Below are 22,544 nucleotides of genomic sequence, written 5' to 3'. Positions count from 1 at the left end.
CGCTAACTCACCGGCATTGCGACAAGGCTGCCACCTTGATGAAGGGCATCCGGCCGGTCACGGCCACCGACAACTGCCGCCGGGACATAGCCCGTGACCTGCTGACCGACCTGCGCCGCCTGGACCGACAGGTCAAAGACAACGAAGCCGAAATGCGCGAGGCCGTCGCCGCCACCCGCACCACGCTGACCACCCTGCCGGGCCTGGGCACCGTGCTGGCCGCGAAGGTCATCGGCCACATCGGGGACGTCAGCCGGTTCCCCACCGAACACCACTTCGCCAGCTACACCGGCAGCGCACCCCTGGACGCCTCCAGCGGCAACAACGTCCGCCACCGGCTCAACACCGGCGGCAACCGCGCGCTGAACTCGGTTCTGCACACCATCGCCATCTGCCAGATCCGCGACGGCGGGCGTGGGCAGGACTACTACCTCCGCAAAATCAGCGAGGGGAAGACGCCATCCGGAGCTCGCAGGGCCCTCAAACGGCGCCTGTCCAACGTGGTCTACCGGATCATGAAACGAGACCGGCGAACCCACCTCGCCCAGGCCGCTTGACACACAGAGGCGCTATGAAGTCACAGACGCCCGTCCGGCCGCGTGCGTGGTGGCCCCGCCGACGAGCCGACAAACCCCAAACAGGACAGTCCAAGACGTCAGTCAGTGGGCGAGTCAGACTCATCAGCAGAACCACCAGTCACATCATCACTGTCAGTGGTCAGCCGCTGTTCGCCGAACTCCAGGTCATGCTCCCCACACTCGCGCGGAAGCTCTGGTCCGGCGGCTCGGCACTGACCGCCCTCGCCCAAGGCCTGAACCCCTTCTACGGGAGCTTCCTCACGACCATCGCGCGGATCGCCCATGGGGTCGGCGTGAACCGACCCAATGTGGTGATCGTCGGTGACTCGATCAGCAACGGGTATGACGGCAACCACACCTGGCGACACTGACTGCGGGAATGGGCCCAGAACCAGAAGTGGCCCGCCACCTTCGTCGGACCGCTGACCGGAACCAAGAAGCCGAACGACTCCCACCCGCCCATACCGCCGCCCTTGGGCGAAGGCGAAAAGGCCCCCCATGCGGAGCCGGATCCCGCCGAGTTCAAGGGAGCCTATTCCCAGGACGTCAAGGACGGATTCGTCGACGGCGGATCGGCGCGCTACGCGATGTGGGGTCGGTATCGGCTCCGCGGTGCCCAAGGCGCCCGGCACCGTGCCCGCCCAGACGGTGCAAACCCCCACCGACCTCGAGTTCGACGGCACGAAGCAAGGGGTGACCGTCACCTGGCCCAAAATCTTCGGTGCCCAGGGTTACGACATCCAGTGGCGCGGCATCACCACCGACACCGCGGCCACATGGCAGCAGACCATCCTCGCCGCGCAGACCAACCGCTGGGACCTGTCCTGGCAGTTCACCAACCAACCCCACGACGGTCACACCTACCAGGTACGCGTGCGCGCGGTCACCGGGGACGGCGACGACCACAAGTCACCGTGGTCGGACCCGGTCGCCGGAGTGGCCTACCCCACCACGGCGCCACCCCCCCCGCGACCATCCACGCCGGCGCCGGCGCCGGGTCGATCGACGTGACCTCGACTCCGCCCACCGGGCCGCATGCCGACACCATCGTCCGCTACGCGCTGTGGATCTACGACGAGGACACCCCGACGGTGCACTCACGCATCATCGGCTACGCGCCCTCGACCCGAACCGCCCACGTCGAAGGACTGACTCCCGGCCACCGCCATCGGGTGTTCATGGCCACCTGGAACGCGGCCGGTGAGGGCAAACCATGGATCGCCGACACAGCGATACCTCAATGAACACGAAGTCCCGCACCCTGCGGTGCTCCCGGCCGGACAACCGCACCGGGAGCGCCGCCACGATTTTGTCCCCTCGCTTGCACTGTGCTGGGGGAGGGACACCTGGCACCGGGCTCTGCCGGGACGTCGGCGCCCGCGGGGCGAGGGCGGTGGGAGAGGGCCCTCTGTACGGCTCGGGTACGTTCGGCTTTCCTTAAAGGAGCCGGCGTCGGGGGGAGAACGGTGGACTACTCGTCATCGAGGGAGCCGAGGGAGGTTGCCAGGCGCCGTAGACGTGCGCGTGTGGCTGTCGCCCTCCCGCTGCTCATCACGGGAGTGCTGCTCGCCTTCCTGCTGCTCGCCGCCTATGTGCCCGGTGGACGGTGGTGGACCGCCGCCGGAATGCTGGCCGCCTTCGGTCTCTTGGGATTCAGTTTCCTCAGCAGGCATCTGCGCTTCCTGCCTGCGGCTCTCCTGCTGTGGGCACTGGGAGTGACTGTTGCGTCCTTCGACGACTGGGTGCTGGAGAGCAGGGGGCTCGACATCACCTGCACCGTGCTGGAGAAAGACTCACGGGTCGAGACCTCCACTTCTACGGATTCCAACGGTCATACGCCCGGGAGTATCCCTGCCGTTCACGGCCATCCCCCGGGTACATCGGGGTGAAGTCGGGGGCGCGGATTGCCGGGGCCGAAGTCGCTGTCGTTCAGGCAGTGCGCGGCGACAGCGCTGTCTCCCCGCGGTGGGGCTTGGCGTTCCGTGGGCTGTTTCAGCGGGTACGGGTTCGGATGGTGTGCGGATCTGGTAGACGTGGACGCGTTCGTACAGGTTCGGGTTCCGGCAGGTTCCAGGTCGCGTCGACGTTCTCGGCGAGCTTCCGCCGGTGCCTCGCTCCAGTACGCGGAGAGCGCGATGACGGCCGGCACTCCGTTGTCGGCAAGCCAGTTCATGGCGTAGGCGTGCCCCATGAGGTTCCGCATCAGGGGCGCGGCCTCCAGCGGTGTAGCCCTGGTCGTACAGCGAGACAGGGCCTTGGCGGTGCGGTTGGTGAACTTCCACCAGCCCATGAGCGGGCGGACGACATCTTGGTGCTCGACCGACACCCGCACCCCTTGGCTGGTGACCTCATCGGCCGCCCGCAGGAGCACCGGGACCACCGCCTGACAGCGCCGCAGACACTGATCGTTTGGGCCGGACTTGTAGACCATGCGGCGAACCTACCGACGACCGCCCTGTATGGAGTAGCGGTATTCGCAGCTCACCGGCGGTCGCCCCACCCCCTCGCTACGCGTGGGACAGCGATTCGACGCCGAAGTCAGCGTCCCGTGCACGCTGTGCGCGTTGCTCGATGAGACGCCGGAAGCCCGCCAGCGCGTACCGCTCCCCGGCGGAGGAGCCGGACCCGGGAATGCCGAGGAGCTGGGCCATGAGCTGCTGGGGCTGGGGCTGCCAGCCGACCACCAGAACGTGCAGGCCCAGGCACTCCGCGCGCCGGTGCAGGTCCAGGAGGTGCAGCAGGCCGCAGGAGTCCATGGACACCACGCCGTGCAGATCGACCATGAGGTCCCTCGCGTCGACGGCGACGTCGTCCAACGCCTGCTGGAGCACCGCCCCCGCGTCCTCGTCGAGTCCCCCGCCGACACTGACCAGGACCGAGCTGCCGCAGTGCTGGACGCCCGTGGTGATCATCCGATCTCCTTCCCCCGGAGGCACCGGGCCCGCGGGGCCACCATCCTGACCCGGCGCTTACCGGCGCCAGTGCGAGGCGCAGTGAGAAGCCCTGCCTCGGACCCAGGGCCGGCCAGATGGGGGTTGCACCGGAAGACGGCTGAACCGTTGGCTGGACGGTTGCTTTCAGCGGGGGACCGGAGGTATTGCCGGAGGTGTGCCCCCCAAAAATCGCCGATCGCCGGCTTGCCCAGGTCAGGCCCTGTGGGCAAGCCGGTCCCGGACGATGACACCTCTTCCCACGCGCCAGCCGAGGGGAGAAGTCTGCTTCCAGGGACAGCCCGGGGCCAGCCAGCACCTGGCCACACCATGGCGGCGGCCACGGTCTCCAGCACGGCGCGCTGCTGCGGGTCGACGGGCACGTCGGCCTGGCGCAGCGAGCGAAGCGTGGTCCCTTCGGTACACAGCCTGCACAGCCCGATCACCGGGACCGGGCCGATGAGTGTGTGAGGAGGAGCTCTCGTAGAGGGGCGGGTAGCAGCCGGGGCACAGCATGCAGTCCTCGAGCTCATCCGCCGGCGGCGCGTCTGGGCCAAGCAGCAGGACGATCCGGCGGAGAGTCTCTCCGGCCTCACGTTGCACATCTGACCTGCTGGAACGCCTGCACGGAGCGGGCCGGTGTGTTGTGTTGCACCCCGTGTTGCAGGGTCGCGCTGATGCCCGGCCGGTGACAGCACGAGACCCCGGTAATCAGCCATGACATCCCAGGGTCCGTGTGTACTTCGCTTGACCGTCAGGTTCAACGACCAACCGCAGCCTGTGTCACGCCCAGTTCCCGAAGCGCGTTCAGCTCCCCCTGGGGAGGGGGCACGGTGGCCCACCAGGCGCCATGCCTGGGCGGTCTGCGCGACCAGGTCCAGGGTCGGGACGGTGACGAGGATCCGGCCGCCGGGGAATCACTCCAGGGCGCTTGCGGCGGCCGTGATCGTCTTTCCGGATCCGGTCGCGGACACGATCGTGCCCCGGGGCCCCTGAGCGGGCACAGATGATCTTGCGGGGCAACCACGAAGGTCGGGGTGGCTAGTCGGCGAGGGCTCGTTCATCGCCCGAACGGTGAACTCCGGTCGGTCCGGCGGTGCCAGCTGGCAGGTATACCCGAAGGCAGGCACCCCGCGAGGATCGACGACCACGCGGCAGCGCATGACCGTGGGACTGTCCGGGGCCTTCGCGGTGTCGGGTGGCGGTCCGGCCTCCCTTGGAGATGGGGGAGGCCGGAGCGCTCAAGGCGTGTGCCTTGCGGCTGGTTCAGAGGATGGCGTGATCTGTTGGTTCCGGCACTGTGGCTGCTCGCAGGTCAGGGGCCTGTGGTGCTCAGTACTCGCCGTGGTGGTCGGCCTTGTGGTGGTCGGCCTTGGCACCGCCGCCGTCGTTGATGCAGACGTTGCCGGCGGCCGGGTTGAGGAGGCCGACGACGTTGACGGTGTTGCCGCAGATGTTGATCGGGATGTGGATGGGCACCTGGATGACGTTGCCGGACAGGACGCCGGGGGAGCCGATGGCAGCGCCCTCGGCCGTGGCGTCCGCGGCCGCCATGCCGGCGCCGCCGGCGAGGATGGCAGCGGCTGAGGCGGTGACCGCTACGGCCTTTGCGATACGGGACATCAAGATCTCCTTAAGAAGTGGACCTGCCGCAGGGAGTACGGCACGTGCTCCCGACCCAACGCGCGAGCAAGTAGCCGGTTACGGCCGTTGGGCCGGATCGGTGACCTCAGGCACCTCTCCAGTCCTGCCGGCAGGGCGGGTCGCGGTCTGGCGGGGGCTGGGGTGCGGGCGGCAAGGACCGGTCGCTCATGCCGGTCTCACCGAGGCTGCGGTAGCGGGTGGCCTACCGCTGGGCGGTGGTGCGTGAGACCTGGAAGCGTTCGCGCAGCGGCCGGCCGTCCTCGACCACGCAGCCGGTAAGGCGCAGCCGTCCGGTCTCGGTCACGGGGTGCGTTACGGTGTGCCGCGAGGGCCTTTCTGGTCGGTGAAGATGTCGCACTCCACACCGAACCCGCAGGGCCCTCACCCCGTTCAAGATCCCCCAGCCGAGACCTGCATCACCCGTCCACAACCTCCCTGGACAGAACACAAACCGCATCGCGGCCACGTTGCGGACAGGCCACGCCGCACGGCCTGTTCTAGGGCCCGAGCCGAGGCTTGGGCCCCGTCACTGGTCCCGAGGACCCAGGAGGCAGCACAGAGCAACGCCCCTTGCCGTCCGGCAAGGGGCGTTGCGGGTTGCCACTGTCAGAACTTCAAGCCGACCAGGTTGTCGTGGCCCGCGTTGAACAGGTCCTCGCCGGCGACCTGGGTCCAGTCGCCGAAGACGAACGTGTACGAGTCTTGAGGCTGGTAGTTGACATTCACGTCGGCGCTGGCGGCGGACGCACCGCCGAGGACGACGATGCCGACGGCGAGGACGGTGACAAGAGAACGCACAGATCGCACGAATCCACCTTTTTCGAGCGGGCAAGGAACACCCTAGAGGGTAAGCAGGGGCCGCCTCGGTGTCTCGCCGCCTGCCCGGACACGGGCAATATCAAGCCGAATGGCCCACCCCATCGGAGCCTGGGATCCGGAACGTGAGGTGGCGGCCGCTGGCGCGGGCCGGCATGCCGGGCGGTCTTGCTGTGCCCAGTCGATGCCGAGGGCGGACAGCCCTCACTGGTCGGTCACCGGTCGGTCGCCGTTTGCCGGGGGTCGGTCCGGTGCCGAGGGTGCGGCGGGTGGGGCGGCCTGGGCGGGCGAGACGTCTGGGGCCGGGACGGTGGGGAGGCGTTCGGCGGCGAGGCCGGCGCGTGGTGCGGTGTCTGGCACGCGGGACGGCTCGGATGGGTCGGATGGGTCGGATGGGTCGGCACGGCGGGACCCGGTCCCCAGCGGGCGGCGGCGGTTGGTGCTCACCGGCCTGATTCTCCGCTCTGCCCGGGGGCCATCCGGTGGCGGTCTTTGCGGAACTGGTTCTGCCGACGCTCGTTGAGGGGCTGGGATGCACACCCCGCCCCGGGTACTCCAAGCTCCCGGGGCGGGCCCGGGTCCTGACACCTGACGTGTCCTGCCCCCGCCTGCCCGGTCCAGGGGGTGGTATCGCCGCGCGCCAGCGGTGTCAGCGCCAGTGTCAGGACCACCCGCCCCGCATCCCGGTAGCGTCACAGGAAGGCGTCACCCGGTGACGCCTTCTGGGGGACAACAGCAGAACGTCGGCCGCCGCCAGGTCCTGAAGTTGGCGACCGGTGCGGTGGGCGGGCTCGTCCTCACCACCTCCGCGTGCGACGTCCTCGGCAGTGCACCGGAGGAGGGCAAGCCGCCGGCTGGCAAGCCGCTGTGGACCTTAGCTCTGCTGGACAAGGACGGCAGCAGCAAGGGTCTCGACCACGCTACGGTGGTGCATCAGGACGGCGTGGTCTACGTCAGGTCGAAGAAGGACGGGCTGTACGGCCTTGACCGGCGGTACGGGACGGCGACCGCGCCTGACATCAGGGCTCGCACGCCTCCGCCGGGCGTGTCCTGACCGCTCGTGCGCCCGCTAAATCGGGCTCCTGTGGTGAGATCGCTCCGGGCCGCTGCCCCGGACACCGGCCGGGCCGGAGCCGCAGGGAGCGCGGTGCCCGACGTGGTCGGCGGGCGCCGCGCTTTCCTCGCTGGCGGCGACAGGTGGGCTGCTGCGGAACCGTTTCGCTACGGGCTCGTTGGGTCTGCGGGTGCACGCCCGCCCCGTCCCGGGCCCATCTTCCCGGGGCGGGCCCGGGACAGGCGCCCTAAACCGGCCGATGCCTTCCGGCCCCCGCGTTCCGGCAGACACTCCGCCCCTGTACTTCGGCCGCGGACCGTCACCTGTTCGTACTGCAAGGCGCGCCCCGCTGCGAATGCGGCGCCCACCCTCGCCGCCCATGAGGGGCGTCTGACCGTCACCTGGCACGCCAGGATGTGTCCGCACTACCTTGCCGACCGGATCCTGGCCGGCAAGGAGCGGCTACGGCCACGGCCAGGTCAGGAGTGTGGGTGACGGTCCGCCCTGCGCAGTCGAATTTCCTGCGGCAGTTCGGGATGGTCTGACGTCCGGGACTCGTGCTCGCCAAGATCCGAAAGAAACGGCCTAGGGCCTTCAGGAGAAGGGTTTACCTGGCTGCTTCTACAGGACTTCTTCGGTCGCCTTGTCGAGGATCGCGTTGATGGCCTGCTCGTACTTCATCAGGGCGACATTGAATTCCTTGGTGAACTTGAGGTTGTCGAGTGTGGTCGCGGTAAATGCCGCTGCGACCATGTCCCTCAGGTTTTCGCGTAGTGTAACCGACCGGGCCATTGCTTGCTTACCGGAGTCCGTGCCAACCAGACGTACCGTCACCTCTGCCTGAGTCAACTTTGCGTAGGCAGGGATGTACCGGTCGTTGTACTGGTGCTCTCTTTCTTCTTGAGTCGAGACTGGGGCGGTGACGTAGTTCCTCACGCCTTGGATTTCAGATTTAAAGGTCTGGAAATTTGTTCCCAGGCCCGCGTACGCCGCTCGTCGGACATCTGCCTGTCTGGCCTGCGATGTGGTCCTCTGAGTCTTGTCTGCTTGGACGTAGAGCAGCACGCTGCCTGCCAGGCCAGTCAGGGCGCCGATCAAAGCGCCGCCAAGTGCGGCCAGAGTGGTGCCCCGGCGGGCTGACCGTACTGTTCCACTCGCGTGCTCCTGTTCCTCCATGCCATAGAGATAGCTCGGGATACGAGGCCCGGCATCTTGAGTGGTCACCGAGAGAAGGGTGCGTTCGGGTGACACTGCGCCGCGGCAGTACCGACGGCTGCGACCTCTCGGTTTCGTGTCAGTGAGGCGTGTGTCAGTGGCGAGTTCTTCCGGTTATGGACTGCGGTCCTGCGCAGCGCGCCACTGTCACGAGGTGAGAGAGCACGGCCTGTCCACTGTCATTGAACGAGAGACGTGCAGGTCAGGCGCTGACACGAAAGCGAGAGATCGCAGTGAGGGCGAGGGCCGCCCGCCGGTCCTGAGCGCTGTCTCGGCACCGCTGCGCTTACCCGCCTACCGCGGGCGCACTCCCGGCGGCCTCTTCCCACGCGCGGCCTGTCAAGTCACGGGAACCAGCGGCATGACGGGCTTCCCCGCATGGGGCCTACTTGAAGCACGGCCGAAAACGATTTCGCAGCCGAAAACCATTGCCCAGTAGAGGAGATCAGCATGGCTTCGTTCATCGGAACCCCCATCATGAACATCACGCAGACGACAGCGAACGTTTTCGATTTCAGAGTCGAATACACCATGAAATACAGCGACACGGAACTGACATTCCCTGAGGGGTTCGCGGACAGCCTGGCCCTCAACGAGAGCGACGCAGGTGAGATTTTCGGCGGCGGCGACGACCACCTGATCAACATCAACGTGCAGACCTTCAGGCCTACGTCCACGTTTGAGACGCGGGTGTTCACCTTCTCGGCCACCGCCGACCGGCTCGGCACCGAGTCCGGCGGCGAGGAGATCTACGCCGAGGTGCACCACCGTCGCAATATAGACGGCATCGCGAGCCAGACCCGCAGGACGGCAATATTTCCCCTCGCCGTCTGAGGTTTCGGCTCGGGCGCTCCCCAGCCGCCCAGCCCTGGCCTGCGACCATCCGGATGGTCTTCACGGAAGGTGAGGCTCCGCGGGCCACGGCAGGCTCTGCCAGTAGGGGCTGTAGTCGGCGCCTACACGGCGGAGCTGGGCTGGGCCTGGAGGGCCCGCAGGCGGGGCGGGAAGTCGAACGGCATACGGCACGATCTGATCGAGCTCAGGGTGGAGTGGATCCGCACTTACAACCGGCTCTCCACCCCGCCTCCCAGCCCGGTCGAGCTCGACCGCCGACTGCTCGCGCTCTCCTTTCGGATCTGCTCACACCCCTACTGGCGGAGGCACCCCTGGGCCGGGCCCTGGTGCGTGGCCGAGAGGTCGGTCGGGGTGTCGGCTGTCATCTCGTGTTCCCGTTCTTGCCTGCGCCCCTGGGGTGCGGAGCGTGCGGAGGGACTACTGCGGATGGCTGGCTGATGCGGTGCGGGGGTGTGCACCGGTGACAGGTACATGGCGCAGGCTCCTGCCTCCCCCCGTACAAGGGGTCAGCCGTTGGCCACCACGGACCTGATCCACTCAGCGTACGGGGCGGTGGCGGTGTACCGCGTGAAGGACTGCCGGTCACTGGTGGAGGCCACCCCGGCCACGGTGCCACCGGTCATGGCGGGGCCGCCGGAGTCGCCGCCTGCTCCGACACCATCGACAGCTCCCAGGTGAAGTGCGGTTCCACCGTAGGCGTCGGAAGCCAGGTCGGCCAGGCGCATGGTGGCGGTCTTGAGGACGGGTGACCGGCAGTAAGCCTCGTTCTGCATGGGGCCGCACGTGGCGCCCCATCCGTAGACGGAGAGGTAGGAGCCAGTCTGCGGGTAGCTGGTGGCGACGCGGGCGGGTGTGTTGCTGACATCCCGGTCGAGCTGGACCATCGCGAGGTCCGCCGATGGATGCAGGATGATCCGGGTGGCAGCGGCCGTGGTTCCCCCACTTTCCGCATAGGTGCTGCCGATCCGGAACGCGTACTGGGCGGGCTGTTCGACGCAGTGTCTGGCGGTCAGGATGTAGCGGGAGGACACCAGGGTGGAGGTGCACATTCCGCGCCCGTTTTGGAACACGCGGGCGTGATAGGGCTGCGCCTGGACTTCGCCGCCGCCGATGATCGGCTTGGCATTGCCAGACACCGGCGCGGACGATGCTTTGCTGAGGGTGTTGTTGCTGCCGGCGGTGATGTGCGCCGCGGCAACGGGGGGCGCTGGGCCGCCGTTGCCTGGCCCGTGGAGCCGAGGGCGGCGGTGGCGAGTAGGCCAAGAGCGCAGGCGGTTGTGTGCAGGGAAAAGGTGGGGGGCTTCACGTGGGGTCTCCTCGCAGTGGGTCGTGGGGAAGCGACGTGTGATGAGTGTGGGGCTGGCGTATATGCGGCGGGAGGCTGTCAGCGTCTGATAGCCCACTGCTATCGGGCAGGCCTGATGACGGCGGCCGCGCTGCGGACTCCGCAGCCCGCGGAGGGTGGCCCACAAGCGCGCGATGGTCTTACGCTCACCCCTCATGGAGCTGGAGATACGGCATCTGCGGGCGGTATGCGCTATCGCCGACACCGGCAGCCTGCACAAGGCCGCACGCGCGCTCGGAGTGGCTCAGCCCACACTGACCGCGCAGTTACGTCGTATCGAGGGAGCGCTTGGCGGGCAGCTGTTCAACCGTCAGCCCGATGGCTGCCATCCCACCGCGCTCGGACACCAACTACTCGCCCGGGCCCGCCCCCTCATGACCGAGATGACCGGCCTGAGCGCCGAAATGCGGGCTGCGGCGGCCTACGCCGCTCAGGCGCCGCAATTACGCATCGGCTCCACACCCAGCCGTGTCCTGTCTGGCTGGGTGCGCCGACTGCGCGGCCGTTACCCCGGAACCGAACTCACCGTGCGGACCGAGACGTCCTCGAACGCGTTGCTGCGGATGGTGGCCGCCGGCCAGCTCGATGTCGCTTTCGTGCACGAGATGGAGGGCACCCATCTGAACTTCCCGCCCGGACTGTGCCAACGCGTCTTGCTTGAACGCGAGCCCCTGTGTTTGGCTCTGGCCGAGCACTGTCCGGCAGCCGGCCATATCAGCGTGCGGCTGGAAGACCTCGCAGACGAGCAGTGGATGATGGACCGAACGGCCGACGGGGAGTGGGAGAGCCTGTATCGGACGCTTCGAGCAGCCGGGCTGACACCGCGTCTGCTGCACGGCGACTACTCCACCGCCGCGTTGCTGGTCGCCGCTGGTGAGGTCCTCACAGTGTGCCAAGTAACCTCCATCGGCTGGGACGGCGTGGCGGTACGCCGCCTGGAAGGTGACCCGATAGGGATGCGGTGGCTGTTGGCGGCACGGACCGAAGCCGAAGTGGATGCCGTGTACCGGGACTTGGCCGCTGCCTACCGGGAGGTGGCCGAGCGGGCGCCGACCTACTCGGCAACAACGCCCCTCCCCCTCAGCCCCCGACCGCACGGCTGACCCGCCGACCCGACCTGCTGGGTTCTTTCATCAAATGTCAGGCCCACAGCAGGAGTGATGCGAGCGTGACGGCTGCTTCGGTTGAAGCACCGTTCCACGACGTTGCGCTGCTTGTGGACGTCGCGGTCGAAGGCCGGCAGCCACGGCTGCCGCGCTTCCCGGCGCCGGTGCGAGGCGCGCTGTAGCGCAGCCTCGGTCGTGCGGGCCGGGTCGGGGTTGCACCGGAAGCCGGCTGAACCGTTGGCTGGACGGTTGCTGACCGGAGGTACTGTCGAAGGTGTCCCACCCGAATCACCGACCGCTCGTTTGTCCAGGTCAGACACTGTGGGCAAGCCGCGTTCAAGAAACGACACCTCTAATTCGATGGCAATCAGAGGTTCTGGATCTCTGATGGGCCCGGCAGGCGACGTCTGCGAGGGCAGGACGTGCGTGGTCCGGTCGGTGCCGTGGTGACCCCTACGACATCTCCGACCGTACGAGGTCTGTGGGAAGACCGTGGCGCTGGGTGCCGGCCAGTCCTCGCACGTTCTGCCCTCACCGGCCCGCCGGGTTCGGGATCCTCGATGGATGAGCTGCCGCACGGTGACGCGTTCTCCTCACGAGCTTCGAGCTCTGGACACGGCGTGCGCCCGTGCGGTCTGGCGGTGCCGCGCACGGCTGATGAGGTGGCGGACCTTGGAGTCCTGGAATTAGTGCGCCGTACGGCCCCGCGTGCTCGCGTTCGAGAACGGCACCGGCGAAGGGGCACGTGTTCTGCGGGATCGACTGGGCGGAGGGGCACCACGACGTCGCGATCATCGACAGCACCGGCAAGCTGCTGGCCAAGTGCCGGATCGACGACGACCTGGACGGTTACCAGCTGCTGCTGGACCTGATGGCGGAGCACGGCGACAGCGCCGAGACACCGATCCCGGTGGCCATCGAGACCAGCCGCGGCCTGCTGGTCGCCACCCTGCGGACTGGGGCCCGGCAGGTGTTCGCGATCAACCCGATGGCGGCCTCCCGCTATCATGACCGGCACGGCGTCTCCCGCAAGAAGTCCGACCCGGGCGATGCCCTGGTGCTGGCGAACATCATCCACACGGACATGCCGATGCACCGGCCGCTGCCCGCCGACAGCGACCTGACCCAGGCCATCGCCGTCCTTGCCCGCGCCCACCAGGACGCGGTCTGGAACCGGCAGCAGATCGCCAACCAGCTCCGCTCGCTGCTGCGGCAGTACTACCCGGCGGCTCTTGACGCGTGGCGGCACAAGGCCGGTGGACTGACCCGGCCGGACGCGCGGAAGATCCTCGCCGCCGCACCGACCCCGGCCATGGCCGCTGAGCTGCCGCTCTGGAAGCTCCGGGTGATGATGCACAACGCGGGCCGCCAACGCCTTCGGCCACGGGCCCGGCGGCGCCGTGACGGGTACATGTACCGGTAGCGCGCGTGAACAGAGCCTGATGGCCGATGGCCGATGGCCGATGGCCGGAGCTGGGGCTGGGGCTGGGGCTGGGAGATCGTGGAGGGCTACGAGGGCGGTGTCGCTGCGGCATCGCTTCGACATCGATGTGGGAGCCTGCCGGGCGTTGGCCTGCCCGGGTGACGGTTCGGGGGAGCGGGCAGTATGAGGGTGCTCGGGGAACGTTGAACGAAGGACAGGTCATGTCCAGGAAACCGAAGTCGTCCCCGCCCTCACACGGCGAGGGAGCGAGCCGTGACCCGGGCACCGAACAGCACGGCTGGTCGCCGGATGTCGACAGCACCCACACGCAGGACAACCCGAAGCGCACGCCGCTCCTTCCATCCCGACGAGTACGCCCCCAAGGCCGGGTCGGGGCGGGCCGTCTCGAAAGGAGGAGACGAAGAGCACCGGCGCCCCTACCGGCGAGAGCACCAGCCGCAGCGGTAAGGATCTCGCGAAGAAGGGGTCGCCCCAGGGCATACACGACCCCGGCCCGAAAGGCCGCTCCCAGCGCCCCAGCGGCACCAGGGACGCTTCTGCCGTCACGGGCGTAGACCCGCACGAACCGCACAGCAAGCATCGAAAGGGCAGGTAGGCCCCCGCCTACCCCGGCCGGGTCCAGGCGGTAGCGGCATCCGGGGCTGCCCGCAGTCAGCCGGGTCAGCCCCGGAGGCGGCCGAGGGCTCGCCTGCGCGGCGAGGAGTCCAGCCGCGGCACGGGACCAGTCTCAGCTGGGGTCGCGGCCGTAGTAGGTGCCGAGCTGGTCGCGGTAGGCGGCGTCGCCGCGGGCTTGATGGGGCCCGGTGCTCGGCAGTCAGCCGCTGGGCGTGTTTGACCTGCGAGGTCTCCATCCCGATGACCCGCACGCCGGTGACGTTGCCGCCCGCATCGAGCCTGGGTCCGTAGGTGAAGTCGAAGAACGCCTCCGGTACGGCGGGACCGGTGCTCAGCAGCACCCGGACATCGCGTCCGGTGTACGGGGCCGGCCGGCCGGTGCGGCAGACCCCGTCCAGTTCGACTCCGCGGACGGTGCTCTGTTGCTACGGCGCTGCGTGAGGCTGTTCCACCCTGTCGGAATTTCACCGTTGGTACTGCAGAGCATTGGCCCCTGCGGTGATGACCTCGGCAAGCCTGTTGGCGAAGGCCGCGTTGCATCCTCCGAGCCGGACGAAGCCGTGGCCTGCCACCGGCCCGTCGTTGCTCAGGGAGGGAAGGGTCATGTCTGCGAGCGCGAGCGCCGCTTGGAGGTTGGTGACGGCGTCTTCGCCGGCCTGGTAGGCGCCATCCTGGCGCCGCTTGTACTGGATTCGTTCGGCGTGGGTCATCTCGTACGCCATGCTGCTGACCTTTCGTGGTGGGCGTGGGGGTGAGGCGCCGGAGCGCGCTATGTGTTCGGTTCGGAGGGGTGCGGAACTCTTGCCCGGTGCGCCGGCCCTGCGCGCACGACTCCTCTGGGCGCCGCGGCGCTGATCACCGCAGCGGCACGCACGCCGCAGGTGCCGACGGCGCAGGTCCCCGTTGCCAGCATGACCCGTCCCCACGGCACGCCGCTCGTGCGTGCCCCATTGACCGGAAGGCGACGTCTGGGGGTGCGGTGCCGGGTCCAAGCCGCATGCCGGCGGACGGGTCCAGGCTCGGCTCACAATGGGACAAGAGTGGGTAGACCGTCGGACTGAGTCTGCGCACGGCCCGTGACTATCGGTTTCGATCTTCGTTTCAAAGGTGCAGGCGAGCGCCCCTTCGACGTGTGGGAAGGATCGGGTTGGTCAGGGAGTTACCGGCTGCTACCGGGTTTGCCCTTCGCGGTAGCAGCCGTTGGGAGGCCCGACCCTCTTGTGTCGTAGTCGTCCGACAGCGCCGTTTCCGCCCTGGCACTCGCCCCGGATTGCCACTCCCGCGCTTGAACGGCGGACCGACCTCCCCGGCGGGACGACTGTCAGCCGGCCAGGCTCCACCGACAGTACGCACTTGTGCCCAGCCCTCCTGCGGTTGCTCACTGGCCCTGCCCGGGCGGACAGATGAAGGATCCGGAGGTGGCCCCCACGCCACGGGTGCGACATCGATCGCCGTTCCGGTGCCCCGGCGCTCCGCCGCCTGTTGCAGCAACCGGAACCCATTGCCCGAGGCAAGGGGCGTTGCGGGGAGCTGCGCAGGTGGCACTGCCTCACACGTACGACACTCATGCGCCCTACCCGAATCTGTGGCTGTGCGACGGAGAGCGGACCGTCCTGTTGTCTGCCGCGGGGTAGCCGGGAGGGACACTGTCCGGGCTGCCTCGGGTCGCGGCCGTCTGTCTGAGCTGAGCGGGCGCAGAGGGCGCCGGGTTTCGGTGTCGTGGAGCGGCTTGGCGAGGCGGTCGCGTGAGGGTGATCTGGCGGACCAGCTGTTGGAAGCAGGCCAGCGCCGCGGCGGCGGGAAGGGCAGACGCCGCCCCGGCGGCGATCGTTCTGGGTGCCTGGGCTACGCACAGGAGCGTGGCCAGGGTGGAGAACAGCAAGACGATGGACCAGGAATGGAGCGCGCGGCGCTGGTGCAGGGCAGATCTGAGGATGGACAGGGAAGCAACCATCCAAGGGCCGTAGATCAGCAGGGGCCACCAGATGACCACTTCGCGGGCCGTGTGGGGTGCGGCGCTGTGGCGCAGGGCGTCGCAGATGGCCAGCCCGCTCAGGATGCTCACCACAGCTGCGATGGCGGCGACCAGCGCGGCGGTGAACAGACTGCCCGTTTGCAGGAGGGTCACTACCGGCGACTTCGACGGGTTCCGGCGGTGTCCGCTGGAGGGTGATGTGGGCGGAGTCTCGGTAGGGGTGTGCTTCAGCCCTGCGACGAAGCCGATGGTGCTGGCCGTGTCACCAGTGTCTTCGAAGCCGCCTCGTGTGAAGGGCTCCGGCTGCCCGAGTGCAGCGCTCTCTTGGAGAAGGCTGGCGAGTTCCATCGCTGGGTCCCATGGCGGATGAGCCTCGCCGGGCGCGCCGAGCGGTTGCCCGGGTGAGGGGTGCTGTACGTCCTCTGGCCGGCCCCAGAACGCGGAGGTCTCCGGCTGGGGGTGGAGGCCGTGGATGTCCGGGTATCCGTACGGCTCATACACGGGAGTTGCCACCCGAGCACTCGCCGACAGCCGTTGCGGAGGGTGCCGTCATGCCCGACCGCCTGCCGAACTCGCCCTGGATCATGCTCATCGTATGGAGGAAATCCTCCAAGATCGAGGAGGAGTAGCTCAGATCGATTTCCAGGCTCTCGTGTCCCAGTGTTGCGTTCCGAGTCTCGCCAGAGTCGGTTGAGCGTGGAGTGAAAGTCCACTTCCCGATCCGGGTGGCCCCGGAGTGAAGGCTGCTTCCCTGTCCCTCTTCCCCTGCAGTCCTGCGGAAGGAGGCGGGGAGCTTTGCTGTTGTCATATTCCATAAACGCTGCCGATGTCGGTCTGGGTGTGTGCCATTCGGGTGATGGTGGTCGGTGAACAAGTGTGAACGCAGTGTTATCGGTTCTGCAAATCACCCGGAGCGCAGCAGCCGCGGTCTTTCGTACCTGCGACGCCGGGGTGCAAGAGGCGATGAGCTGAGGCTCAATGCAGCCCCTGAGGGTGACGGACCCGTCGCCCATGAGGACCCGTCCTCCACCTTCGCCCGCCCACCCGCTGGGGCGGCTAAATGACAACGCGCGTACTTCGATACATCGGTCCTGCCAGGCCACCCTCCCTATCTGCCCCTCACCGTTGAGCCCCGTCGTAGGCTCCGTTGCCTTCGCTTCCCAGGCATCGGACGGCCATGTCGCCCCACAGAAGCGCGCTGATCCTCGGCTTGGGGGCCGCCGGGTCGGCTGCGAGCTCTCCTCTGGCCCCACAGCCGCCGACTGATCATCGGTCAATAGATCGAGATGCCAAGGCTGACAGCTTGCTGCGCATGGCTGCAATCGGGGGACAGGGCGCAACCCTGCATATGCCTCTGCGTTATGCCGAGCGGTCGCCTGGGCTCCGGTCCTGTGCGCCGCTTCAACCTCAGCCTTCGAAAGGACCAGCTGTGGAAGCCATCCTCCTGTGGATCGGGCTGATTTCCGCCGCATTGGGTACAGGTTTCACCGCACTGACGTCATCAGGGACTGGCCGTCTCTGGGACGTGGACACCCGTGAACTAAGGCGCCAGCACCGCTTCAAGCACGTCCTGTCGCTCCATGTGGACGCCACCCGGCTGTCTCGTGCGACAGCCACGACGCCGGTACGGTCGGGGGAGGAACCTGTCGGCGTCACCCCTAGTTTGGGTGCGGAGCCGCTCCGGATCGTCCATGAGCCGTGTCGGCCACCGTCCACACCAGGGCGTCACGACAGGGCACCCCGCCAGAGGCCGGCGCCGAACGGCTGCAGCTCTGACGTCTCGCCACAGTCCTACGGGTTCACATGCTGCCTTTGCTTCTTCCGCACACCAGTAGGCCGCTGGAAAGGGCCGCTGACAGCGCTGGAAAACCCCGGCAATCCGTACATTGTCGCGCGTACGAAAACCCCGGCAATCCGCACATTGTCGAGCGTGTGAAAACCCCGGCAATCCGGACACTGGTGGAGGCGTGTAAAAACCCCGGGCAATCTGCGCATTGCTGGTTCCTGGCTGCCAAATTAGGCGTGCTGAAGCGGCGGCGGCCTGCTAAATTCCGGCTCGACGTACCTCTGTACTAGGCGTTGAAGGAAATGTCGAGACATGTCTCAACCGAAAGAATTATCATCCGCCTATCACTGTAATGGTCCGCCTCGTCAATTGACGAGGGGCCGCCTCCCTCCCCCAGGGCGCCCCCGGCAGCAGCTCCTGTCGGCCTGGATCTCCCCGAACATCTGGGCCCAGTCCGTAAGAGCTCGTAACACGATCATGATCGGTGTTTCTTGAGGCGTCGCCAGCAGATCAAGCTGCAGGCGGGGGAGACGAAGGCGTCGTGGAGTTCGGTGCGGCGTTCCCAGCGGACGGCGAGGCGTTTGAACTGGTGGAGCAGGGCGAAGGTCTGCTCCACGACGTGGCGGAGCTTGCCCATGTCTTTGATGTTCGGGCAGCCCTTGCGGGAGATCACAGGCAGGATCCGGCGCTTGCGCAGCTCTCCGCGGTTGGGGTTGGAGTCGTAGCCCTTGTCTCCGAGCAGGGCTTCGGGACGCCGACGGGGCCGGCCGGGCCTGCCCGCGACGGGCGGAATGCCGTCGACCAGGGCGAGGGTCTGGGTGACGTCGTTGACGTTGGCCGCGGTGGTGATGACCTTCGGCGGAGTGCCGCGTCCGTCACAGATCAGACGGTGTTGGCTGCCCGTCTTCCGCCGGTCGACCGGCGACGGACCGGTGTCAGCGCCCCCTTTTTCGCGCGGATGTGAGAGCCGTCCACGCACGCCCGGGACCAGTCGAGCTGGCCGGCCGCATTCAGCTCGGCGAGCAGGATGCGGTACAGCTGGTCGAAGACCCCGGCCTTCTGCCACCGCTCCAACCGCCGCCAGCATGTCTGTCCGGAGCCGAACCCGAGCTCAAGCGGCAGGAGTTGCCAGGCTATGTCGTTGAACAGGATGTAGAGGATGCCCTGCAGACACAGCCGGTCCGCCACCGGCCGCGGCCCTGGCGACCGCTCCGGCCAAGGCGGCAGCAGCGGCTCGATCAACGCCCACAAGTCATCGTCCACGATCCACGGCCGAGTACTCCCTCCCAAACGGCCGAATCCTCACACCGGTTACGCCCGACCAGGCCGCGTCAGCAAGATCTTGTTACGAGCTCTAAGAAGGGTTGCGTGAAGATGGCCTCCTGTGGTGAGTCAGCCGCTCGCGGCCCATGGTCGGCGGCAACACGGGTGGCGCGGACGGTGCGGGCGGCGCTGGTGCAGGTCACACGCCGTCTGGCTGGAGCAGGCACCGCTGGCGAGACGTGCCCGCCCGGTATGAAAATGAGCGCGATAGAGGCACTTCGGGATGAGTACCGGGCGGGTTTCCCCCTGCCCATGCCTCCTCCGGCGAGCGCTGCGAACGACCGCGGCGAATGTCCGTGGTGTCGATCCCTGAATTCCGAGACTCGTAGCCGGTCCGGGCCCACGGAGGGCCATCGGCCATGAGGGAAGGGGCCTGCCCATCGATTCGAACAGTGTGATCGGGATGGTTGGCGTTACGCTCCCAGCCGATGCCGCCGCTACGGGGGGCGCGGCTCCCCCAGCGCGAGCTGCTTGTTTCAGCTCACGAACCAGGCCGGATCCACCGGTTGATGCCTGCGGCACGTGGCCGGGACCAGCACCGCGGAGCCGCTGTGGTCGGTCAGTGGCTGAGCTTGTTGTTTAACCTCGGCGGTTCACCTGACCCGCTGATCTTGGCTGCTTTCTGAGACAGCAGGGCGGCCGTTCTTCACGTTTCGAGGTGTCGAGCAACGTCGCGTGAAGGAACGGCCGCTGGTGAAGAGTCTGGTCTCTGAACAGACCGCTGGCGATGCCCTGGGCATGCTGTCCCACTTTCGTGTCCAGTTCTACGAGTGCCTGTACGCCCGGTCGGATGCGCTCTTCGAGCTCACCGACGCGGTGCTGTGCGCCGATGGTCCGGTGACGTCGCTGGTCGAGCTGACGCTCACTGCCGAGCACCGGCGCGGGGCGATGTACGACGCGGTCAACCACGGCTGGCTGGAGCCCTTGCGCCTGCGGCGGCTGCTCGCCTCGACGCCGTTGCCGCGCGGTGCCGACGGGCGGATCGTCCTCGCGGTGGACGTCAGCAACTGGCTGCGGCCCGACGCCTCGGCCAGCCCGGACCTACTGTTCTGCCGGCCCGCAGGAGCCGGCCGACGACGTCGCGGAGCGGTCGCTGTGATGAATGAGGCCGGAGTCCTTCTTGATCTTCCGTCTTCACAGGGCCATCTCCATTGCGTCCAGCAGAAGTTCTGTTCGCATGTGGCTCGCGACCTTCCAGCCGATGATCATCCGCGAGTACACGTCCAGGACGAATGCCACATACGCCCGCCCCGACCAGGTGCGGACGTACGTCATGTCCGCCACCCACAGCTGGTCGGGCCGTGAGGCGGTGAAGTCGCGGTCGACCAGGTCCGGTGGACGCGGCGCCGACGGCTCCGGGACCGTGGTCCGGATCTCCTTTGGCAGCACCCGTCCCTCGCGGGCGGCCCGGAGGCGGACTTTCTTGCCGCGGGCGCATCAGCGACAGCCGGGAGCCGTCCGGAAGGTCTGCCTGCGTGGTGCCGAGGTGGTTGGAACTGGAGTCTGACCAGCAGGTGTGCGCCGGATGTGGTGAAGGCGTGGGCGAACTCAACGGACCAGAAGCCGCGGTCGGCGATGAAGATCGCCGGGGCCCGTCGAGCCCGCCAGCGGGTAGGCGAGGCGCCGCTCGCCGTCTCGGTAGCCGCCCAGGGCGGCGTCGAGGACGGCGTGGGTGCCGATCTCGGCGAGCACGACGGCGCGCACCTGCGGGAAGCCAAATGGCGTGCCGCTGGTGGAGGGGCCGTCGAAGGTGTCGCCGTTGTTCACGGAGTCCGGCACGTCGAACTGCGTGCCGTCCAGTGACAGGAGGCGCAGACCGCGCCACCAGGCGCCCGGCGTTTCCGGGACCGCCAGCGGACCGGCCACCTGCCGGAACACGGTCTCCAGCACCTCTTCACCGAGCCGGACGCGGGCCCGGGACAGCGACGAGCGGTTGACCCTGGCCAGGGCCTGGCTACCGGGTATGCCGCTGGTCAGCATGCGTATCACCTCCTCGTACGACTCCCGGGCGAACAGGCACAGCGCGAGCACGAAGTACACGACCAGCCGGGCCGGGAGCAGGCGGCGCCGTTGCTCGCCCCGCCCGTGCTTGGCGACGGCTGCGTCCACCAGGTCCGGCGTGAACACCTTCGTCAAGATCCCTATGCGCGACCGGCACCCGGCCCCCCCACCCCTTCATAGGCTGGGCAACGGCCCGTCCAGCTCAAAAGCAACTGCATTGGCAGAGGTAGGAGTCCGGGGCCGACTCCACATGGCGTCTGCTGACGCCATGGCGGGGCCTGGGCGCCTCCCCGGTGGTGGCGCTGCTGCTCGCCGTCGTGAACAACAGCTCCGTCGCAGCCGCTGAAGTGCCTCCCGAACTGCTGTCAAAGCGCTGCTCTTCGACACGTACATAGCCACCCACCCCTGTTGGGCAATTGGCGTATCCGCAGATCGCTCGTGGGGAGTACCGTCCGGGTGAGGAGTCCAGAACGGAGAGGTGCCGTCATGACGCAATCCCCCGACACCGGTATCGGAGCGCGCGTGCGCGTGGCCCGGATCGCGGCAGGCCTGACGCAGGCGGAGATGGCCGGTCTGGTGGGCCGCTCCGAACGGTGGGCCGAGGACGTCGAAGCCGGCCGCCTCCCACTCGACCGGTACTCGCTGATCACGGCCGTGGCCACGGTATGCGAGGTCGACGTCGTCTGGCTGCTCGGCCAGCCCTACCGGCTCCGCCGCGAGCAGGGCTCCGCGGTCCCGCACGTCCCCGCGCTCCGGGCAGCGCTGCGCCGGTCCTCGCTCATTCTTTCCGGCCACCCCGGCCTCGTACCGTCCGCGCCGGCCGCCGATGCCCAGCGCGTCCGGGACCAGGCGGCTGCCACCAACCGGCACCGCCAGGACGCGAACCTCCCCGCGGTCGCCCGACTCCTGCCCGGCCTGCTGGAAGACCTCAACACCACGATCCTCATGCACGAGCGCGGCACCGCCGAGTGGGACAGGCCCTGCGTCTCCTGGTCGACGCGGCCCGCAACGCGCGCCAGACCCTCAACCAGACCGGCTTGCCGGATCTGGCGTGGGTGGCGGCTGAGGTCGCGGCCGGGGCCGCGACCCAGCTGGACGACCCGATCGTGAAGGCGGCCGTCGCGTGGGACCGATGCGGCGCCCTGCTCCACCAGGGATCGGCCCGCGAGACACAGGCGGTAGCGGACGCCGCCCTGCGCGATCTGGAAGCGATCTCGGCGACGGGGGACACCGACGCCCTCGTGCTGGAAGGCGCGCTGGTGCTGCGTCAGGTCGTCGCCTGTGCCCGCGCCGGCGACGCCGACGGCGCCTGGGACCAAGCGACCCGGGCGGTCGAGGTCTCCGAACGCCTCCCGGAAGGCCATCACGATCTGCGGTGGCAGACCGTGTTCTCCAGGGCGAACGTGCTGGTGCACACGACCGAGGCAGGCGTCGAAGTGGACGCCCCGGACACGGGCTTGTCGTTCGTCTTCGACGTCGACGTGACCGCGATGCCGAGCCGTGAGCGCATCACCCACTACCGGATCGACGAGGCACGGGCCATGCACCGCATGGGCCGCTCCGGCGAAGCCGTGGTGACCCTGCGGGCGGCGGCGCAGCGCGCACCGCACTACGTGCACGCCCACCCGATGGCCCGGGAGCTGGTCGTCGACATGGTCCGCCGGGGCGTCCCGTCGCAGGCGGCCGCCCTGTCCGGGCTGGTGCGCGGGATGGAGCTCGTGTCCTGACATCGGGGCGCATATGCCAGTTGGGCGGCCTACAGAATTCCTGTGGGTCGTCCTTCCTGTTGAGCGGGACCCTCATGCCGTGACCATCACCTACGGTTCCAACCGGGCACGGGGGGGTGCCCCTATGTCT

18 protein-coding genes and 6 pseudogenes are annotated in these 22,544 nt (G+C 68.1%); 13 read left to right on the top strand and 11 right to left on the bottom strand.

Annotated elements, in window-relative coordinates:
* The 5 genes from J7E94_RS28075 to J7E94_RS28055 all read left to right on the top strand — a co-directional run.
* A partial coding sequence (locus J7E94_RS28075; protein WP_215019610.1) for a transposase occupies nt 1-557 on the top strand: 557 nt, incomplete at its 5' end.
* Between the two features lie 188 nt (nt 558-745).
* Complete coding sequence (locus J7E94_RS28070) at nt 746-949, top strand: hypothetical protein (protein ID WP_215019609.1); 204 nt, start codon at nt 746-748, stop codon at nt 947-949.
* A 262-nt stretch (nt 950-1,211) separates the two neighbouring features.
* Complete coding sequence (locus tag J7E94_RS28065) at nt 1,212-1,589, top strand: fibronectin type III domain-containing protein (RefSeq protein ID WP_215019608.1); 378 nt, start codon at nt 1,212-1,214, stop codon at nt 1,587-1,589.
* A complete protein-coding gene (locus J7E94_RS28060) occupies nt 1,586-1,822 on the top strand; it encodes a fibronectin type III domain-containing protein (protein WP_215019607.1) in 237 nt (78 codons plus the stop codon). Before J7E94_RS28065 ends, J7E94_RS28060 begins: the two co-directional genes overlap by 4 nt.
* A gap of 282 nt (nt 1,823-2,104) precedes the next feature.
* On the top strand, nt 2,105-2,467 hold the full coding sequence (locus J7E94_RS28055; protein ID WP_215019606.1) for a hypothetical protein: 363 nt from the start codon (nt 2,105-2,107) through the stop codon (nt 2,465-2,467).
* Nucleotides 2,468-3,085: 618 nt separating this feature from the next.
* On the opposite strand, the gene J7E94_RS28050 is transcribed toward J7E94_RS28055, so the two are convergent.
* From J7E94_RS28050 to J7E94_RS28040, 5 genes and pseudogenes are all read right to left on the bottom strand, one after another.
* A complete protein-coding gene (locus tag J7E94_RS28050) occupies nt 3,086-3,490 on the bottom strand; it encodes an STAS domain-containing protein (protein WP_215019605.1) in 405 nt (134 codons plus the stop codon).
* An 841-nt stretch (nt 3,491-4,331) separates the two neighbouring features.
* Nucleotides 4,332-4,572: pseudogene (locus J7E94_RS34995) on the bottom strand (DEAD/DEAH box helicase family protein); the annotation flags it as partial.
* A 268-nt stretch (nt 4,573-4,840) separates the two neighbouring features.
* Nucleotides 4,841-5,131 (bottom strand): chaplin, encoded by a 291-nt coding sequence (locus J7E94_RS28045; protein WP_215019604.1) that lies wholly within the window; start codon nt 5,129-5,131, stop codon nt 4,841-4,843.
* 123 nt (nt 5,132-5,254) lie between these two features.
* Nucleotides 5,255-5,517 (bottom strand): annotated as a pseudogene (locus J7E94_RS36075) (leucine zipper domain-containing protein); the annotation flags it as partial.
* A 241-nt stretch (nt 5,518-5,758) separates the two neighbouring features.
* A complete protein-coding gene (locus tag J7E94_RS28040; protein ID WP_215019603.1) occupies nt 5,759-5,950 on the bottom strand; it encodes a hypothetical protein in 192 nt (63 codons plus the stop codon).
* A 730-nt stretch (nt 5,951-6,680) separates the two neighbouring features.
* Between J7E94_RS28040 and J7E94_RS28035 the strand changes: the two genes are divergently transcribed.
* Nucleotides 6,681-7,022, top strand: coding sequence for a hypothetical protein (locus J7E94_RS28035; RefSeq protein ID WP_215019602.1), 342 nt, complete (start codon nt 6,681-6,683; stop codon nt 7,020-7,022).
* 621 nt (nt 7,023-7,643) lie between these two features.
* Here the strand turns inward: J7E94_RS28035 and J7E94_RS28030 are convergent.
* Entirely contained in the window at nt 7,644-8,246 is a 603-nt protein-coding gene (locus J7E94_RS28030; RefSeq protein ID WP_215019601.1) for a hypothetical protein, read from the bottom strand.
* Between the two features lie 441 nt (nt 8,247-8,687).
* Between J7E94_RS28030 and J7E94_RS28025 the strand changes: the two genes are divergently transcribed.
* Nucleotides 8,688-9,071 carry a hypothetical protein gene (locus J7E94_RS28025; RefSeq protein ID WP_215019600.1) on the top strand — a complete coding sequence of 128 codons (384 nt, stop codon included), beginning with the start codon at nt 8,688-8,690 and terminating at the stop codon, nt 9,069-9,071.
* Between the two features lie 527 nt (nt 9,072-9,598).
* Here the strand turns inward: J7E94_RS28025 and J7E94_RS35815 are convergent.
* Complete coding sequence (locus tag J7E94_RS35815) at nt 9,599-10,228, bottom strand: trypsin-like serine protease (RefSeq protein ID WP_215019599.1); 630 nt, start codon at nt 10,226-10,228, stop codon at nt 9,599-9,601.
* Nucleotides 10,229-10,592: 364 nt separating this feature from the next.
* On the opposite strand from J7E94_RS35815, the gene J7E94_RS28015 reads away from it, so the two are divergent.
* From J7E94_RS28015 to J7E94_RS36070, 3 genes and pseudogenes are all read left to right on the top strand, one after another.
* Nucleotides 10,593-11,540 (top strand): LysR family transcriptional regulator, encoded by a 948-nt coding sequence (locus J7E94_RS28015; protein WP_215019598.1) that lies wholly within the window; start codon nt 10,593-10,595, stop codon nt 11,538-11,540.
* A gap of 748 nt (nt 11,541-12,288) precedes the next feature.
* Nucleotides 12,289-12,918: pseudogene (locus J7E94_RS28010) on the top strand (IS110 family transposase); the annotation flags it as partial.
* Between the two features lie 269 nt (nt 12,919-13,187).
* Nucleotides 13,188-13,582 (top strand): annotated as a pseudogene (locus J7E94_RS36070) (hypothetical protein).
* Between the two features lie 484 nt (nt 13,583-14,066).
* On the opposite strand, the gene J7E94_RS28005 reads toward J7E94_RS36070, so the two are convergent.
* Nucleotides 14,067-14,324, bottom strand: coding sequence for a hypothetical protein (locus J7E94_RS28005; RefSeq protein ID WP_215019597.1), 258 nt, complete (start codon nt 14,322-14,324; stop codon nt 14,067-14,069).
* 3,514 nt (nt 14,325-17,838) lie between these two features.
* Nucleotides 17,839-18,629 (bottom strand): IS5 family transposase gene (locus J7E94_RS28000; protein ID WP_374224513.1). Its coding sequence is split into 2 segments (ribosomal slippage): nt 17,839-18,312 and nt 18,315-18,629, totalling 789 coding nucleotides; the frame shifts between segments, so codons are not numbered across the junction.
* Between the two features lie 795 nt (nt 18,630-19,424).
* Here J7E94_RS28000 and J7E94_RS36065 point away from each other — a divergent pair.
* Nucleotides 19,425-19,772 (top strand): annotated as a pseudogene (locus tag J7E94_RS36065) (transposase); the annotation flags it as partial.
* 54 nt (nt 19,773-19,826) lie between these two features.
* Here the strand turns inward: J7E94_RS36065 and J7E94_RS27995 are convergent.
* Nucleotides 19,827-20,117: pseudogene (locus tag J7E94_RS27995) on the bottom strand (DDE-type integrase/transposase/recombinase); the annotation flags it as partial.
* 117 nt (nt 20,118-20,234) lie between these two features.
* Nucleotides 20,235-20,822, bottom strand: a complete 588-nt coding sequence (locus J7E94_RS27990; protein WP_251057330.1) for a transposase domain-containing protein — start codon at nt 20,820-20,822, stop codon at nt 20,235-20,237.
* 351 nt (nt 20,823-21,173) lie between these two features.
* On the opposite strand from J7E94_RS27990, the gene J7E94_RS34985 reads away from it, so the two are divergent.
* Nucleotides 21,174-21,797 carry a helix-turn-helix domain-containing protein gene (locus J7E94_RS34985; protein WP_251057329.1) on the top strand — a complete coding sequence of 208 codons (624 nt, stop codon included), beginning with the start codon at nt 21,174-21,176 and terminating at the stop codon, nt 21,795-21,797.
* On the top strand, nt 21,743-22,414 hold the full coding sequence (locus tag J7E94_RS34980; RefSeq protein ID WP_251057328.1) for a hypothetical protein: 672 nt from the start codon (nt 21,743-21,745) through the stop codon (nt 22,412-22,414). The genes J7E94_RS34985 and J7E94_RS34980 overlap by 55 nt, the downstream gene beginning before the upstream one ends.
* The last annotated feature ends 130 nt before the right edge of the window (nt 22,415-22,544 follow it).

The sequence above is a fragment of the Streptomyces sp. ISL-94 genome, assembly GCF_018614075.1.
Lineage (GTDB): Bacteria > Actinomycetota > Actinomycetes > Streptomycetales > Streptomycetaceae > Streptomyces.
Note: the sequence above shows the minus strand (reverse complement) of the source record. Positions and strands in the feature narration are given on the sequence as shown.